Below are 15,913 nucleotides of genomic sequence, written 5' to 3'. Positions count from 1 at the left end.
ACTGAAGACAAATTCCCCCTGCGCCTCGTGCGGCGGTCGCCGTCCCCCATCCCCGCGACCGCCCGGACCGATCCGAGGAGAGACCATGAACAGGCGTGACATCCTTCGGCGCACCGCCGCCGCAGGCCTCCTGGCCACCCCCGCCGCCGCCCTGCTGACCGGCTGCGCCACGGGCGGTGGCGACGACAAGGGCGACGCCGGCACCCACAAGGGCACCAAGAGCGAGCAGAACCCGCTCGGTGTCAAGGAGGACGCGCCCCTCGAGGTGGTGATCTTCAACGGCGGCTTCGGCGAGGAGTACGCGAAGGCCCACGAGGCCATGTACACCGAGAAGTACCCGAAGGCGAAGATCAACCACTCGGCGACGCAGGAGATCAGCAAGACCCTCCAGCCGCGCTTCGTCGACGGCACCCCGCCGGACGTGGTCAACAACTCCGGCGCCGGCCAGATCGACTTCAACGGCCTGGTGTCGCAGAACGCCATCGCCGACCTGGGCGAGCTGCTCGCCGCCCCGAGCCTCGACATCCCGGGCAAGACGGTCAAGGACACGCTCCTGCCGGGCGCCGTCGAGGTCGGTTCGTACGACGGCAAGTTCCTGGTGATGAACTACACCTACACCGTCTACGGCATCTGGCACTCCACCAAGCTCTTCACCGAGCGCAAGTGGGAGTACGCCAAGACCTGGGACGAGCACATCGCGCTGTGCAAGCAGATCAAGGCCGCCGGCATCGCCCCCTGGACGTACGCGGGCGCGCACCCCCGCTACATGAGCTGGCCGCTGATCTCGACCGCGATCAAGTTCGGCGGCCCCACGGTCGCCACGGCGATCGACAACCTGGAGCCCAACGCCTGGAAGTCCGACGGGATGAAGGCCGCCGCCGACGCCTGGCACCAGATCGTCAAGGACAAGTACATCCTCGAGGGTTCGCCCGGCCTCGACCACAAGCAGTCGCAGACCGCGTGGTGCCAGGGCAAGGCGGCCTTCATCTCCTGCGGTTCCTGGCTGGAGAGCGAGCAGAAGGACGTCACCCCGGCCGGGTTCAACATGACCGTCCAGCCGACCCCGAGCCTGGGCAGCGGCGACAAGCTGCCGTTCGAGGCCGTCCGGGGCACCGCCGGCGAGCCGTTCATGATCCCGGCGAAGGCCAAGAACCTCGCCGGTGGCCTGGAGTTCTTCCGGGTCATGCTCTCCAAGAAGGGCGCGCAGGACTTCACCAGGAAGGTGTCCAGCCTGACCGTGGTGGCCGGCGCCAGCGAGGGCGTCGAGCTGCCGTACGGGCTGAACACCGTGGTGAAGGCGCTGGACGCGTCCGGCGCCAACGGCTTCAACTGGGTCTACAACAACTACTACCGCAAGCTGGAGCGCAACCTGGTCGACGCCGCGTGCGGCGAGTTCTTCAGCGGGCGGATCGGCCCGGCGGAGTTCCTCGACCAGTGCCAGAAGGGCGCGGACTCGATCGCCCAGGACAGCTCGATCAAGAAGTACAAGCGGGCCGTCTGAGATCCCGGCCGGTGGGGGGCGGGGTGCTCCGCTCCCACCGGGCCGACGCTGAAGAGGTAGGACCTCATCGTGAGACATGGCAAGTACCCGCTGATCGTCACCTTCCTGGTGCCGCCGGTGCTGCTCTACGTCATCTTCGTCGTGTCGCCGTACCTGCAGGCCTTCCAGATCTCCACCACCGACTGGCTCGGCTACTCGCCCGACGCCAACTCCGTCGGGCTGGCGAACTTCAAGACACTGTGGAACGACGACTACGTCTGGAACGCGTTGAAGAACAACGCGATCCTGCTGGCGCTGGTTCCGGTGCTGACGATCCTGCTCGGCCTCTTCTTCGCCGCCATGCTCAACATGGGTGGACGCAAGGGACGGGCGGGGGTCAGCGGGGTACGCGGCTCGTCGTTCTACCGCACGGTCTACTTCTTCCCGCAGGTCCTCTCCGTCGTCATCATCGCGCTGCTGTGGAAGGAGGTCTACCACCCGAACAAGGGCCTGCTCACCAGCGCCCTGAACAGCGTCGGTCTCGCCGCGCCCACCTGGCTCGGCGATCCGCGGACCGCCTTCTGGTGCGTACTGGCCGTGATGATCTGGAGCAACGTCGGCTTCTACGTGGTGCTCTTCGGCGCGGCCATGTCGGCCATCCCGAAGGAGATCTACGAGGCGGTCATGCTCGACGGCGCGTCCCGGCTGGCCACGCTGTGGAAGGTGACCATCCCGCTGCTCTGGGACACCGTCCAGGTCGCCTGGGTCTATCTGGCCATCTTCGCGCTGGACGGGTTCATCCTCGTGCAGTTGATGACCAACGGCGGGCCGAACTTCTCCACCGACGTCATCGGCGTGCGGATGTACGACACGGCGTTCGGCAGCGAGACGAAGTTCGGCTACGCCTCCGCGATCGGCGTGGTGATGTTCTTCCTGACCCTCACGGTGGCGGTGTTGGCGCTGCGGGCCAGCAAGCGAGACAGGATCGAGTACTCGTGACGACTCTGGACAAGCCCGCCCCGCTGGCGCTGCCCGCCGAGCCCGCCGGCCCCGCCGACCGCCCGGTACGCCGCGAGCTCGGCGTCGCCAACGTGCTGTCGCACGGCTTCCTGCTGTTCTGGGGCGCGCTGACCGTACTGCCGCTGCTCTGGATGTTCATCAGCTCGTTCAAGAGCAACGCGGAGATCCTGGCCGACCCGTGGGCACTGCCCGGCGCGCTGCGCTTCGACAACTGGGCCCGCGCCTGGAGCGGGGCGCACATCGGCCAGTACTTTCTCAACAGCCTGGTGGTGGTCGCCGGCTCGGTCACCCTGACCATGCTGATGGGCGCCACCGCCGCGTACGTCTTCGCCCGCTACGAGTTTCGCGGCAAACAGGTCGTCTACTACCTGTTCGTCGGCGGGCTGATGTTCCCCGTCTTCCTCGCCCTGGTGCCGCTGTTCTTCGTGGTGCGCAACGCCGGCCTGTTCGGCACCTGGACCGGGCTGATCCTGGTCTACGCGGCCTATTCGCTGCCGTTCACGGTGTTCTTCCTGACCGCCTTCTTCCGCACCCTGCCAACGGCCGTCGCGGAGGCGGCCCTGGTGGACGGCTGCGGCCACTTCCGGCTCTTCTTCCAGGTGATGCTGCCGATGGCGCGGCCGGGACTGATCAGCGTCGCGATCTTCAACTTCCTCAGCCACTGGAACCAGTTCCTGCTGCCCCAGGTGCTCATGCAGGGCGACGAGTCCAAGTGGGTGCTCGCCCAGGGGCTCGCCGCGCTCTCGGTCAACCAGGGCTACGCCGGAGACTACGCGCAGCTCTTCGCCGGCCTCACCATCGCGGTGGTCCCGGTGCTGCTGGTCTACATCCTCTTCCAGCGTCAGGTCCAGTCCGGCCTGACCGCCGGCCAGCTCAAGTGACCCTGCTCCGAGTGGCTCGTGTCAACTCACCGGCTGGCCGTTTCTGGTCATCCCGGTAAGACCGATCGAGATCACCGCGCCCCGGGCCCGGCTGAACCTGCCCGGCCCGGGGAAGCGGCGGGTGCCATCGGTGTACGTCGGACGCTGTCGAGCTGCCCCGCACATGGGACCAACGCCGCCAGACCGGGCCTCCGCCCGTGCGCCGGCCCCGGCCCCCTGCCCCTGGAACTCGTTTCGGGCGCCCGCCCTCGTATCCTGTCGGGTGTTCCCTTCCTCACCCTGCGTGGCGCGGACGGGTCTTCCCCGATTTGCCGGCAGGCAATGCGGATTTCCCTGCGCATGCTGTTCGTCCTGACGGTGGTCTCACGGACGGGGCAGCTCGACAGCGGCCGAACGCTCCTTGCCCGACCGGCCGTCACCTCGAGGTACGTCTGCGACCACGCCAACGACGCGGCCCGTGCCGAGGCTGGTGGGTCACGCCCGCGCTGGTGGCGTTCCGCGTGACGCCGTGGAGGCTGGCGGCGCGGGCAACGCAGGCATGCCGGGGCGGCGCGAGCGCGTGCGGCAGGAGGTTGCGGCCGGTCAGGCTGGGGTTGGTCGGGCTGGTGCCGGTCAGGCTGCCGGGACCAGCAGGGCGTGCAGGGACTTCGGGTCGGTCACCTCGGGCAGGTCCCGGGCGGCGAGCCAGGCCGCCGCGGCGGCGCCGTCGCCGGCCGAGTGCAGCGGCGCGTCCGGCCACTGCCGGCCGACCTGGGCCCGCACCGCCGTGGCGAGCGGCGTGTCGCCGGTCAGCAGGCCGCCGCCGAGCACGATCGGGGAGGCGTCGCCGGCCGGACGGATCCGGGCGGCGATCTCCGCCAGGTGCGCCGCGGCCTCGTCGATCAGCGCGCCGGCGACCGGCTCCCCGTCGACGGCGGCGGCGACCACGAGGGGCGCGAGCCGGGCGAGTTCCACGGGGGGCCGCCGGGTCACCGCCTGGACCAGGGCGTCGACGGTGTCGCGGGGGCGGACCGCCACGTCGGCGCAGCCGAGCAGTTCCGCGAGCACCGTGGCGGCCAGCCGGCCCGGCGCGTGCCCCCGGTCGAGGTCGGCCAGCAGCCGCCGGACCGCCTCCCGGCCCAGCCAGAAGCCCGAGCCCACGTCACCGAGCAGCCAGCCGTGGCCGTCGGCGACCCGGTCCAGCCGTAGCTCGCGGACGCCGGCGGCGATCGCCCCGGTGCCGGCGATGAGCACCGTCCCGTCGGGGCTCGCGGTGCCCGAGGCGTAGGCGACCAGCGCGTCGCCGTGCACCGCGTACGGGCAGCGCAGGCCGGCGTCGTGCCAGGCCCGGTCGAAGGCGCCCCGGCCAGCCGGGTCGGCGAGCAGCCGGCCCGCCCCGGCCAGCCCGATCGTGCCGCCCCGCACCCGGGCGGGATCGACGTCGGCGAGTGCCTCCCGCAGGGCGGCGAGCAACTCACCGGCGGCCCGCTCGGCACCGTGGCTGGTGGGGTTTCCGCCGCCCGCCCGGCCGCTGCCGAGCCGCCGCCCGTCCAGGGCCAGGGCGGTCGCCCGCGTGGACGTACCCCCGACGTCGAGACCGACCACGACGCTGCCGGACATCCGCACCCACCTTTCGATCGACGCCGCGTCCATGCTGGTCGGGTCGGCGGCGGCCGGCAAGGGGCGGGCCGGCTTCCGACCGTGTGCGCCAGGTAACAGTTTGAAAACTTCGCCCACGCTCTTGACACGGAGGGGCTTTCAGTAAGAACTTTTACCACTAACAGTTAACACTCTTTTCCGAAAGGTGCCCCATGGTTGATCACGAGGTGGACACCTCCGCGGGGACCGCGGTGGTCGACGCCGGCGCGGTCGACCGGCGGGGGGCGCCCGGGGTCGGCTCGGACGGCGTGCTGGCCCGGGTCCGGGCCGGCGCGGGCGAGCTGACGGGGGCACTGCGCCGCGTCGCCGAGCACGTGCTCAGCGACCCGGAGGCCGCCACCCGGGCGACGATCGTGGAGCTGGCCGAGCGCAGCGGCACCTCTCCGGCGACGATCACCCGATTCTGCCGGGCGATGGGCTTCGAGGGCTACGCCGACCTGCGGCTGGGCATCGCCGCCGAGACCGGCCGGGCCCGCTCGGCGGGGTGGACCGTCGACATCGGACGCGAGATCCAGCCGAGCGACCCCCTCTCCCGGGTGCTCGACCAGATCATGGCCGCCGACACCCGCGCCATGCACGACACCGCCGCGCTGCTCGACCTCGCCGAGGTGGAACGGGCCGCCGTCGCCATCGCCCGGGCGTCCCGGGTGAACATCTTCGGCGCCAGCGGCAGCGCCCTGGTCGGCGAGGAGATGCAGTTCAGCCTGCACCGCATCGGGGTGGCGGCCTGGGCCTGGAACGACGTGCACGAGGGCCTCGCCAGCGCCGCCCTGCTGCGCCAGGGCGACGTGGCGCTCGGCATCTCGCACACCGGCCAGACCCGGGAGACCATCGAGATGCTCGCCGAGGCCGGCAGCCGGGGCGCGACCACCGTGGCGCTGACCGGGTTCCCCCGTTCGCCGCTGGCCGAGCTGGCCGACATCGTGCTGCTCACCGCCAGCCAGGCCACCACCTTCCGCCCCGACGCGCTCTCCGCCCGGCATCCGCAGCTGGTCGTGCTCGACCTGCTCTACATCGCCGTCGCCCAGCGCACCCACGACCGCGCCCACGCGGCCTTCCGGCGTACCGCCCAGGCCGTCGACGGGCACAAGGCCGCGAAGGGGACCACCGCATGATCAGCGCCCAGGGGTACGCCGACGCCGTCCGCCCGGTGCTCGACCGGCTCGTCGACGACAGCGCCGACGGGATCGGCGCCGCCGCCGACCTGATCGCCACCAGCCTGCGGACCGGCGGGGTGCTCCAGGCGTTCGGCGCCGGGCACTCCGAGGCGTTCGCCGCCGAGCTGGTCGCCCGCGCCGGCGGGCTGGTGCCCACCAACCGGCTCTCCCTGCACGACCTGGTGCTGCACGGCGACGCCCCGCGCGACGTGCTCGCCGACCCGAAGCTGGAACGCGACCCCGCCGTCGCCCATCAGCTCTACGCGCTGGCTGCCCCGCACCCGCGCGACGTGTTCGTGGTGGCGTCCCAGTCCGGCATCAACGGCTCGGTGGTCGAGCTGGCGACGCTGGTCACCGGACGCGGCCACCCGCTGATCGCGGTCACCTCGGTCGCGCACACCGCACGGGTCGCCCCACGGCACCCGTCCGGCCGGCGCCTCGCCGACCTCGCCGACGTCGTGCTGGACAACGGCGCGCCGTACGGCGACGCACTGCTGCCGCTCGAGGGCGGCGGCGCGGTCTGTGCGGTCTCCTCGGTCACCGCGGCGCTGCTGGCGCAGCTGCTGACCGCCGAGGTCGTACGACGGTTCCACCAGGTCGGGGAGGTACCCCCTATCTACCTCTCCGCCAACGTCCCCGGCGGGGACGAGCACAACCACGCCCTCGAGTCGCGGTACGCCGGACGCCTCCGGCGCACCGCCTGACCCGAACACCACAAGGAGAGACGACGATGTCGATTACCCCCGACAACCCGGCCGACCTGAGCCGCCGGACCGTGCTGCGTCGGGCTGCCGCGGTGGGCCTGCTCGCCACCCCCGCCGCCGGCCTGCTGAGCGCCTGCGCGACCAGCGGCGGCGACGAGAAGAACGAGCAGGTCGCCGACGGCACCAAGAGCGCCACCAACCCGCTCGGCGTCGCCGAGGACGCCCCCATCGAGGTGGTCATCTTCAACGGTGGCTACGGCGAGAAGTACGCCACCGACGTGCACCAGCCGCTGTACAAGAAGGCGTTCCCGAAGGCCGAGGTCAAGCACCAGTCGACCCAGGCCGTGTCCACGGTGCTCCAGCCCCGGTTCGCCGCGGGCAACCCGCCGGAGTTCGTGAACAACTCGGGCGAGAAGCTGATCGATTTCGGCTCCCTGGTGGCCGACGGCCAGCTCGCGGACCTCACCGAGCTCTGGGACGCCCCGTCGGTCGACGACCCCAACAAGAAGGTCCGCGACACCGTGGTGCCGGGCACCGTCGACGTCGGCTCCTTCAACGGCAAGCCGTACGTCCTGTACTACGTCTCCACCGTCTTCGGCATCTGGTACTCGGGCAAGCTGTTCAAGGACAACGGCTGGGCGCCGGCGAAGGACTGGTCGGAGTTCACCGCCCTGCTCGACAAGATCAAGGCCAAGGGCATCACCCCGTACGGCTACGCCGGGGCGAACGCGGCGTACTACCAGTGGAACGTGATCCTCACCCACGCGGCGAAGATCGGCGGCACGGACGTACTGAAGAACATCGACAACCTGGAGGACGGCGCCTGGCAGCAGGACGCCGTCAAGCAGGCCGCCGAGGCGTGGGCCGAGATCGGCGCCAAGTACGTCGACAAGAGCTTCGAGGGGCTCAAGCACACCGACGTGCAGCTGCGGCAGAACCAGTACAAGCTGGCGTTCTACCCCAGTGGCGACTGGCTGGAGGGCGAGCAGAAGAAGGACACGCCGTCCGGCTTCGAGTACCAGCTGATGCCGGTGCCGAGCCTGTCCGCCTCGGACAAGCTGCCGGCGACGGCGCTGCGGGCGACCGCCGGTGAGGGCTACTTCGTCTCGGCCAAGAGCAAGAACCCCAAGGGCGGCCTGGAGTACATGCGCCAGATGCTCTCGGTGGCTGGCGCGAAGGGCTTCACCGAGGTGGTCAAGGCCCCGACCGTGGTCACCGCCGGCTCGGAGGGCTTCGCTTTCCCGCCCGGCGTGGCCAGCTCGCAGGCCGCGCTCAAGGCCGCCGGCCAGGACGTGTTCAACATCTACTTCGACGGCTGGTACAAGGAGCTCGACACGGAGGTCCGCACGGCCACCAACGAGCTGATGTTCGGCCGGATCAAGGCGGACGCCTTCGTGGAGCGGATCCAGAAGCGTGCCGACGCGATCAAGAAGGACAGCTCCATCGCCAAGTTCACGCGCTGATCGATCGGAGCGTAGGGGTCATGCGGCACGGCAAGTATCCATTCGTGATCGGGTTCCTCTTCGTGCCCGTCACGCTGTACGTGGTCTTCGTCATCGCGCCGTACGCGCAGGCGTTCCAGATCTCGATGACCAACTGGCGTGGGCTCTCCGCCCCGCAGTGGGTGGGCTTCGAGAACTTCCGGAGGTTGCTCGACGACACCAACTTCTGGAAGGCGGTCCAACACCACGGCGTACTGCTGCTTGCCCTGCCGCTGATCACCATCGCCATCGCGCTGTTCTTCTCGTTCCTGCTCAACGTGGGCGGCAAGAGCAGCGGCGGGCAACGCCAGGGGGTCTGGGGGTCGAAGTTCTACCGGGTGGTGTTCTTCTTCCCCCAGGTCCTGGCGGTGGCCATCATCGCGGTGCTGTTCCAGATGGTCTACCGGCCCAACGAGTCCGGCCTGATCAACGGCGTGCTGATGAAGCTCGGCTTCGACCCGGTGCTCTTCCTGGTCCGGCCGAACCTGGCGCTCTGGTCGATCATCGCCGTGCTGGTCTGGCAGGCGGTCGGCTTCTACGTGGTGCTCTTCTCGGCGGGCATGGCCTCCATTCCCGGTGAGATCTACGAGGCCGCCGAGGTGGACGGGGCGAGCCGGGTGACGCTCTTCTTCCGGGTCACCCTGCCGCTGCTCTGGGACACCCTCCAGGTCGCCTGGGTCTACCTGGGCATCGCCGCGTTCGACGCGTTCGCCATCGTCTCGGTGCTCTCGGTGGACGGCGGCGGCCCGGACGGCGCCACCACCGTGCTGGCCATGGAGATCTACCGCAACGCCTTCGTCTACTCGAAGTACGGCTACGCCTCGGCCATGGGCGTGGCGCTGTTCTTCCTCACCCTCACGTTCGCGGCGTTGACGCTGCGGCTGACCAAGCGGGAAAGCGTGGAGTACTGATGAACCCGCAGACGACGCTGCCGCCGACACCGGCGGCGCTACCGCCGAAGACCGTGAAGCCGGGCGCCGCGGGCGGGCGTGGGGGCCGGCGCTCGGAGGTGCGGCTCCTCGCCAACCTCGGGCACGTGGCGCTCGCGGTCTGGGCGGTGATCGTGATCGTGCCGATCCTCTGGACCTTCCTCGCCTCGTTCAAGGACACCACGGAGATCTTCAGCAGCCCGTGGACCCTGCCGGCGGAGCTGCGCTTCGAGAACTACGCCCGGGCGTGGAACAAGGCGAACGTCGGCCGCTACTTCCTCAACAGCGTGATCGTGGTGGCGTGCAGCACGTTCGGCACCATGCTGCTCGGCTCGATGGCCGCGTACGTGCTGGCCCGCTACAAGTTCTGGGGCAACCGGGCGATCTACTACCTGTTCGTCTCGGGGCTCGCCTTCCCGGTCTTCCTCGCCCTGGTGCCGCTCTTCTTCGTGGTGAAGAACCTGGGGCTGCTGGACACGCACACCGGGGTGGTGCTGGTCTACATCGCCTACTCGCTGCCGTTCACGGTGTTCTTCCTGGCCGCGTTCTTCAGGACCCTGCCGTCGTCGGTCGCCGAGGCGGGGATGATCGACGGCTGCTCGCACACCCGGCTCTTCTTCCAGGTGATGATGCCGATGGCGAAGCCCGGCCTGATCAGCGTCGGGATCTTCAACATCATCGGCCAGTGGGGGCAGTACCAGTTGCCGCTCGTGCTGCTCTCCAACGCCAAGGACAAGTGGGTGCTCACCCAGGGCATCGCGGACATCTCGGTCAACGCCGGCTACGAGGCGGACTGGTCGGGCCTCTTCGCCGCCCTCACCATCGCCATCCTCCCGATGATCGTCGTGTACGCGATCTTCCAACGCCAGATCCAGTCCGGCCTCACCTCCGGCGCGGTGAAGTAACCCGGGCCCGCGCCGCGCGCACGGCCTCCGCAGGGCGGTGGCTGTCCCACGGGGGGACGGCCACCGTCGGTGCGGGCGCGCAGTGTCGCAGGGGCGAGGCAGAATCGCAGCCGTGCTGGTGGCGGTGGTGCCCGATGAGCGGGGCGGGGGAGCGCTGCAACCCCTCGACGCCGCCGGGCTGCCCGCCGGCCCGGTGCGGCCGGTCACCGACCTGGCCGCCGCCGTCGCCGCGTTCGAGGCGGCGCAGCGACCGCGCTGGGTGTGGGCCTGCGGCACGACGCTCTACCCGGCGCTGCTGCGCGCCGGGGTGCGGGTCGAGCGCTGCCACGACGTCGAGCTGACCGAGGCCCTGCTGCTCGGGCACGCCGGCCGCTGGGGCGAGCCCCGCTCGTTCGCGGCGGCCTGGGCCCGGCTGACCGGCGCGCCGGTGCCGGCCGATCCGCCGCCGCGGCCGACCGCGCCGCCCGGGCACGGCCAGGGCGCGCTCTTCGACGCCCCGACCGGCCCGCCGGGCCCCGGCGTCGAGGCCCTGACCCGGGTGTACGCCGACCAGCTCGCCCGGATCGCCGCCACCGAACATCCCGGTCGGTTCCGGCTGCTGGTCGCCGCGGAGTCGGCCGGCGCGCTCGTCGCCGTGGAGATGGGGGCGGCCGGGCTGCCCTGGCGGGTCGACGTGCACGACGAGATCCTCGCCGAGCTGCTCGGCGAGCCGTCGCCGGTGGGCGGCCCGCCGCGCCGGCTGGCCGAGTTGGCCGCGCGGATCGCCGACGCGTTCGGCGTACGCCAGCTGCACGCCGACTCCCCGGCGGAGCTGTTGCGGGCGTTCGCCCGCGCCGGCGTGGAGCTGCCCAACACCCGGGCCTGGGTGCTGCGCGGGGTGGAGCACCCGGCGGTGCCGCTGGTCCTGGAATACAAGGAGCTCTACCGGATCTGGACGGCGCACGGCTGGGCCTGGCGCGACGCCTGGGTGCGCGACGGCCGGTTCCGGCCGGAGTACGTCCCGGGTGGGGTCGTCTCCGGCCGCTGGGCGACCCGGGGCGGCGGCGCGTTGCAGATCCCCAAGGTGATCCGGCGGGCGGTGGTGGCCGATCCGGGCTGGCGGTTCGTGGTCGCCGACGCCGGCCAGCTGGAGCCGAGGGTGCTCGCCGCGGTGTCGGGTGACGCCCGGCTCGCCGCCGCCGGTGGGGCCGGTGACCTCTACGCCGCCCTCGCCCGGGACGCCTTCGGCGGCGACCGGCCCCGGGCCAAGGTGGCGCTGCTGGGCGCCATGTACGGGCAGACCGGCGGGGCGGCGGTGCCGGCGCTGGCGGTGCTGCGGCGCAGCTACCCGACGGCCTTCGGCTACGTGGAGGCGGCCGCCCGCACCGGGGAGGCCGGCGGCCTGGTGCGTTCCTGGCTCGGGCGCACCTGCCCGCCAGGCACGTCCGGGTTCGGCGACGACGACCTGGCCGACCCGGACGCCGGTGGTGACCCGCAGTCGCCACGCGCTCGGGCGGCCCGGTCCCGGGGCCGGTTCACCCGCAACTTCGTCATTCAGGCCACCGCCGCCGAGTGGGCTTCGACGCTGCTCGCCGTGCTGCGCGGCGAGCTGGCCGGCGGCGGGGCCGAGCTGGTGTTCTTCCAGCACGACGAGGTGGTGGTGCACTGCCCGGCGGAACAGGCCGCAGCGGTGGCGGAGGCGGTGACGCGGAGCGGCCGACAGGCGTCGACACTGCTGTTCGGCGACACCCCGGTGCGTTTTCCGCTGGATCTGTCCATCGTCGATTGCTACGCCGACGCGAGTTGAGCAACTGTTCGAGGAGGCGTTCCGACCGTGTCGCCGGCGCTGAACAGCCGTGGACAGGCGCGGGGTCCGCGCCTGTCCACGGCTGTGCCCGATACTCAGACGAAGGCGGACCAGCCGAGGCCCACCGCGTTGGCGCTCCCTCCCGAGGCCACCTGGGCACCGTAGGTGAAGGTACGTCCGAAGCACACGGACCAGGAGTTCGCCCCGACCGCCGACAACGGGCACACCCACTCGCCCTGACTCTCGCGGTACACGTTCGTCATGTTCATGACAGCCGCCAGTGAGTAGAGGCTGGAGCGGTTGTTGCGTACGATCACCGCTGCCTGCACGGCGCTTCCACTCGACGACCTGATCGCGCAGACCTGCGCGAGCACATTGCTGGCAACGGCCTTGGTCGCACCACAAACCCACGTGCTGGGGCTGGAGGTGATCGGGTTCGTGTTGCCGTAGGCGTTCCATGACCCGGTCTCCGCAGCTGCGGCGGGTCCGGCCGACGCCAGCCCCAACCCGAGAACAGCAGTGATGACCGTCGTAAGTCCTGCGACCACCCGTGAAACTCGCATGACGATCCCTTCCAGATCTCGTGGGAGTTCTCTTGCAGAGAATTCGATCGGCTGGTCGGAGGTTAGCGGATATCGACGAGTTCCGTGGCCCGGGATTCAGGTCCTGACCTTTCACCGTGGCTGCGTGCTTGCGGTCCGCACGGCGTGCGACTCGTGCGGTGCCGAAGGCGGGTAGATGCGATAGATGCTGAATCGATCCGATTTGCCCCGCTACCCTCTTCGGTCCGTGTTCGTTGCATCCGGTGTGCGTAGGACGGGGCGGACGGGCCACATCGCCCGGCCGATCCCAATCTGGAGGGGGCCCAGCTGAACCGGATCGCAGGAATGATCATCGCCGCGGGTGGGGGGCGTCGCATCGGCGGCCCGGAAGCCCTGCTGCACCAGGGGGAGAAGCCCCTGGTGAACCAGATGATCGACACGATGACCGAAGCGGGCTGCGAGCGGATCGTGGTCGTGCTCGGCGCCGCCGCCGACCAGGTCCGCGCGACGGCGGACCTGAGCCGGGCCACGGTGGTGATCAACAGGGCGTGGGGGACCGGCGTCGGCTCGTCCATCCGGGCTGGCCTGGCCGCGCTCGACGACGACGGCATCGAGGCGGTCGTGGTGGTGCCGGTCGACATGCCCGGCCTGACCGCCGCCGCCGTACGCCGGGTGGTCGCGCTGCCGTACCCCGACGTGCTGGTCTGCGCGACCTACGACGGGCTGCGCGGCTACCCGATGCTGTTCGGACGCCGGCACTGGTCCGGCATCGCCACCCTGGCCAGCGCGGACGTCGGCGCCCGGCCCTACCTGCTGGCGCACAAGGACCAGATCGTCGACATCTCCTGCGACTCGGTGGCCGACGGCAGCCGGGTCGACACCCCGGAACTGATGGCGCTCTACGGGCTGACCGTCCCGCCGCAGCGCGTCGGCGTCTGACCCGGCGGGGAGCGGCCGAGTCAGACGTCGATGTTGAAGCGTTGCAGCACCGACGGGGCGACCAGCCCGGCCGCCGCCAGCACCGAGATCGCGGTCAGTACGGACCGGACGACCACCACCTCGGTCTTGCCGCCGGCCCGCAGGGCGATCTTGTTCGGCAGCCCGATCGGCGTCCACATCCGACGCTTGATCGGGATGGGCCAGAGGATGGGCACCCCGGCCCGGGTGATCATGTCGCCGAGGATGTGCACGAAGCAGCCGACCCCCACGGCGGTGCCGATCAGCGGGTAGCCCCGACCGCCGGGCAGGTTGGCGAAGGTGTACCAGGCGGCGGCGGCCGACGCGAGGGTCACGATGACCCAGCCGGCGCGCTCGGCCCACTTGTCGAACAGCCCGCGCAGCGCCAGCCCGAACATGAAGAACAGGATGCCGATGACGGCCCACTTGCCGTACGCGGCGCAGAGGCTTGTGGTGCCCCAGCCGACCAGCAGGGTGAACGGAATGGTGTGGGTCAACGTCCGGTGGCCGTTGTTGCGGCGTGGATCCTTGCTGAGCTTCGTCGCGTAGTAGACCCCGAGCGAGACCTTCTCCATGACCTCGGCGACGAAGAGCGAGAACACGCCGAAGGTGCGGGCGACCGTCGCCCCGCCCTGGTTGCGGGTCACCTTGCCGGACAGGTCGAGGTCGGGGAAGAGTGCCCCGCCCGCGCAGACGGCGGTGCCGACGGCGAGTTCCAGCGGCGACTGGTGGTAGTCGGCGAACTGTTGCAGCGCCCAGGACCCGGCCAGCCACACCGCCGCGCCGGACAGCGCGTGGGACGGTCCCATCATGTCGGTTCACCCTCCCCAGGGATCTTGAGCGCCAAAACTACGCCACTGTAGTTCGCCGGTGCGGCGCAGGGGCATCGCCCGGACGGTCCACTCGGGACGGTGCCGGGAGGGGGTGGGTGATGCTGGGCGTACCGGCGGGAAGTATGCCGTGTCGGGCGGCGAACGGCGCCGGTCTGTCGGCCATCCGACGGCGGGGGAGTGGCTCCTCAGCGGGCGCCGCCGACGGCGAGCAGGTTCCCCTCGGGGATGGCGATCGTCCGGCGGGTCCCGCCGAGCCGGGCGGCGGCACGCCGGGCCTGCGTCGGGCCGTGCTCCCGGCAGGCCGTCGCGTACGTGCCGGCGGTCCGGGCGGCGATGGTCGCCCAGCCGTACCGCCGGCCGACCATGGTGCGCGCCCGCCGGGCGACCCGCCGCGCGAAGACCTCGTCGCCGAGGAGCTGGTCGACCGCCTCGCCGAGGGCGCCCGGGTCGCTGTGCGGGAACGTCACCCCGGTCACGCCCGGCTCGACGATCTCGGCGAGGCCGCCGGTGCGGGCCACGGCCAGCGGCGCGCCGGCCGCCGCGGCCTCCAGGGCGACCATCCCGAACGGCTCGTAGAGGCTGGGCACCACGGTCGCGTCGGTCGCGCCGAGCAGCGCGGGCAGCCGGGTCGAGTCCAGGAAACCCGCGAAGCGTACGGTCGGCCCGAGCGCCAGGCGGTGGACCTCCTCCTCCAATTCGGCGCGGTAGGGGCCGTCGCCCGCGATCACCACCCGCAGCCCGGGGTGCCGCTCGCGCAGGTACGGCACGGCGCGCACCAGGTGCTGCACGCCCTTCTCGTAGACGAGCCGGCCGGCGTACCCGACGAGCGGGCCGTCGCCGGCGAACCGGGCCCGGGCCGCGGTGACCGCCCCCGGCCGGGCGCGCCAGGCCCGGTCGTCGACCCCGTTGGGCACCACGTCGACCTGCCCGGCCGGCACGTCGAAGAGCGTGGCGACCTGGTCGCGCATGTAGCCGGAGCAGGCGATCACCCGGACGGAGGCGTTGCTCAGCCAGTGCTCGACGCCGTGGATGGTGCGGTTCATCTCCTCCGGCAGCCAGCCCTGGTGCCGGCCGGCCTCGGTGGCGTGGATCGTGGTCACCAGGGGCAGGCCGAGATGCTCGGCGACGGTGATCGCGGTGTGTGCGACGAGCCAGTCGTGGGCGTGGACCACGTCGTAGGAGCCGGCCTCGGTGGCGCGCAGCGCGGCGCGGGTGAGGGTGTGGTTGAACGCCATGGTCCAGGCCAGCAGGGAGGAGGTGGCCAGCGGGAAGGTGACCGGGTCCTCGGCGGCCCGCAGGATGCGGACGCCGTCGGCGTACTCCTCCAGGGGTGCGCCGTCGCTGTGGCGGGTGACGACGGTGACCTCGTGGCCGGCGGCGGCCAGGGCGACCGACAGGGCGTGCACGTGCCGGCCGAGGCCGCCCACCAGGACCGGCGGGTACTCCCAGGAGAGCATCAGCACCCGCAGTCGCCGGGCGGGGTGGATGTCGATCACGTCGGCGTCAGGTGACATGCGGCCCCCTTTGAGTTGTCCCCGAGTGCGCGCCGACGACACCCGCAGCGGTGTCCGTGCCGGTCGCGACCGGATCGGGACCCATC

Annotated in this window: 14 protein-coding genes; 10 read left to right on the top strand and 4 right to left on the bottom strand. The window is 71.2% G+C overall.

Features of this window, described 5'->3' with window-relative positions:
• Window positions 1–85 precede the first annotated feature (85 nt).
• The 3 genes from ngcE (KBX06_RS09350) to KBX06_RS09340 all read left to right on the top strand — a co-directional run bounded on the left by ngcE (KBX06_RS09350) (window position 86) and on the right by KBX06_RS09340 (window position 3,381).
• On the top strand, window positions 86–1,501 hold the full coding sequence (gene ngcE, locus KBX06_RS09350) for an N-acetylglucosamine/diacetylchitobiose ABC transporter substrate-binding protein (protein ID WP_210833904.1): 1,416 nt from the start codon (window positions 86–88) through the stop codon (window positions 1,499–1,501).
• A gap of 69 nt (window positions 1,502–1,570) precedes the next feature.
• Entirely contained in the window at window positions 1,571–2,479 is a 909-nt protein-coding gene (locus KBX06_RS09345; protein WP_210833902.1) for a carbohydrate ABC transporter permease, read from the top strand.
• A complete protein-coding gene (locus KBX06_RS09340; protein WP_210833900.1) occupies window positions 2,476–3,381 on the top strand; it encodes a carbohydrate ABC transporter permease in 906 nt (301 codons plus the stop codon). The genes KBX06_RS09345 and KBX06_RS09340 overlap by 4 nt, the downstream gene beginning before the upstream one ends.
• A gap of 612 nt (window positions 3,382–3,993) precedes the next feature.
• Here KBX06_RS09340 and KBX06_RS09335 read toward each other — a convergent pair.
• Window positions 3,994–4,980 carry an N-acetylglucosamine kinase gene (locus KBX06_RS09335; protein WP_210833898.1) on the bottom strand — a complete coding sequence of 329 codons (987 nt, stop codon included), beginning with the start codon at window positions 4,978–4,980 and terminating at the stop codon, window positions 3,994–3,996.
• A 191-nt stretch (window positions 4,981–5,171) separates the two neighbouring features.
• Here KBX06_RS09335 and KBX06_RS09330 point away from each other — a divergent pair, with 191 nt between their 5' ends.
• The 6 genes from KBX06_RS09330 to KBX06_RS09305 all read left to right on the top strand — a co-directional run bounded on the left by KBX06_RS09330 (window position 5,172) and on the right by KBX06_RS09305 (window position 11,981).
• Window positions 5,172–6,134 (top strand): MurR/RpiR family transcriptional regulator, encoded by a 963-nt coding sequence (locus KBX06_RS09330; protein WP_210833896.1) that lies wholly within the window; start codon window positions 5,172–5,174, stop codon window positions 6,132–6,134.
• Entirely contained in the window at window positions 6,131–6,880 is a 750-nt protein-coding gene (locus tag KBX06_RS09325) for an SIS domain-containing protein (protein ID WP_210833894.1), read from the top strand. Before KBX06_RS09330 ends, KBX06_RS09325 begins: the two co-directional genes overlap by 4 nt.
• Window positions 6,881–6,906: 26 nt before the next feature.
• On the top strand, window positions 6,907–8,343 hold the full coding sequence (ngcE, locus tag KBX06_RS09320) for an N-acetylglucosamine/diacetylchitobiose ABC transporter substrate-binding protein (RefSeq protein WP_210833892.1): 1,437 nt from the start codon (window positions 6,907–6,909) through the stop codon (window positions 8,341–8,343).
• Between the two features lie 20 nt (window positions 8,344–8,363).
• The gene (locus KBX06_RS09315) at window positions 8,364–9,272 is read left to right on the top strand and encodes a carbohydrate ABC transporter permease (protein WP_210833891.1); all 909 of its coding nucleotides are present in this window, start codon (window positions 8,364–8,366) and stop codon (window positions 9,270–9,272) included.
• Entirely contained in the window at window positions 9,272–10,195 is a 924-nt protein-coding gene (locus KBX06_RS09310; RefSeq protein ID WP_210833889.1) for a carbohydrate ABC transporter permease, read from the top strand. The genes KBX06_RS09315 and KBX06_RS09310 overlap by 1 nt, the downstream gene beginning before the upstream one ends.
• An 82-nt stretch (window positions 10,196–10,277) precedes the next feature.
• On the top strand, window positions 10,278–11,981 hold the full coding sequence (locus tag KBX06_RS09305) for a bifunctional 3'-5' exonuclease/DNA polymerase (RefSeq protein ID WP_374225598.1): 1,704 nt from the start codon (window positions 10,278–10,280) through the stop codon (window positions 11,979–11,981).
• A 95-nt stretch (window positions 11,982–12,076) separates the two neighbouring features.
• Here KBX06_RS09305 and KBX06_RS09300 read toward each other — a convergent pair whose 3' ends face one another.
• A complete protein-coding gene (locus tag KBX06_RS09300; protein ID WP_210833881.1) occupies window positions 12,077–12,310 on the bottom strand; it encodes a hypothetical protein in 234 nt (77 codons plus the stop codon).
• A 558-nt stretch (window positions 12,311–12,868) separates the two neighbouring features.
• Between KBX06_RS09300 and KBX06_RS09295 the strand changes: the two genes are divergently transcribed.
• Window positions 12,869–13,462: an NTP transferase domain-containing protein gene (locus KBX06_RS09295; RefSeq protein WP_210833879.1), complete on the top strand. Its 594-nt coding sequence runs from the start codon at window positions 12,869–12,871 to the stop codon at window positions 13,460–13,462.
• Between the two features lie 20 nt (window positions 13,463–13,482).
• On the opposite strand, the gene KBX06_RS09290 is transcribed toward KBX06_RS09295, so the two are convergent.
• Together KBX06_RS09290 and KBX06_RS09285 are read right to left on the bottom strand one after the other, a co-directional pair.
• Complete coding sequence (locus tag KBX06_RS09290) at window positions 13,483–14,292, bottom strand: metal-dependent hydrolase (protein WP_210833877.1); 810 nt, start codon at window positions 14,290–14,292, stop codon at window positions 13,483–13,485.
• 206 nt (window positions 14,293–14,498) lie between these two features.
• Window positions 14,499–15,827 carry a glycosyltransferase family 4 protein gene (locus KBX06_RS09285; RefSeq protein WP_210833875.1) on the bottom strand — a complete coding sequence of 443 codons (1,329 nt, stop codon included), beginning with the start codon at window positions 15,825–15,827 and terminating at the stop codon, window positions 14,499–14,501.
• Between the last annotated feature and the right edge of the window lie 86 nt (window positions 15,828–15,913).

Origin of the sequence: Micromonospora sp. C31 (assembly GCF_018070575.1) — a bacterium.
Classification (GTDB): domain Bacteria; phylum Actinomycetota; class Actinomycetes; order Mycobacteriales; family Micromonosporaceae; genus Micromonospora.
Note: the sequence above shows the minus strand (reverse complement) of the source record. Positions and strands in the feature narration are given on the sequence as shown.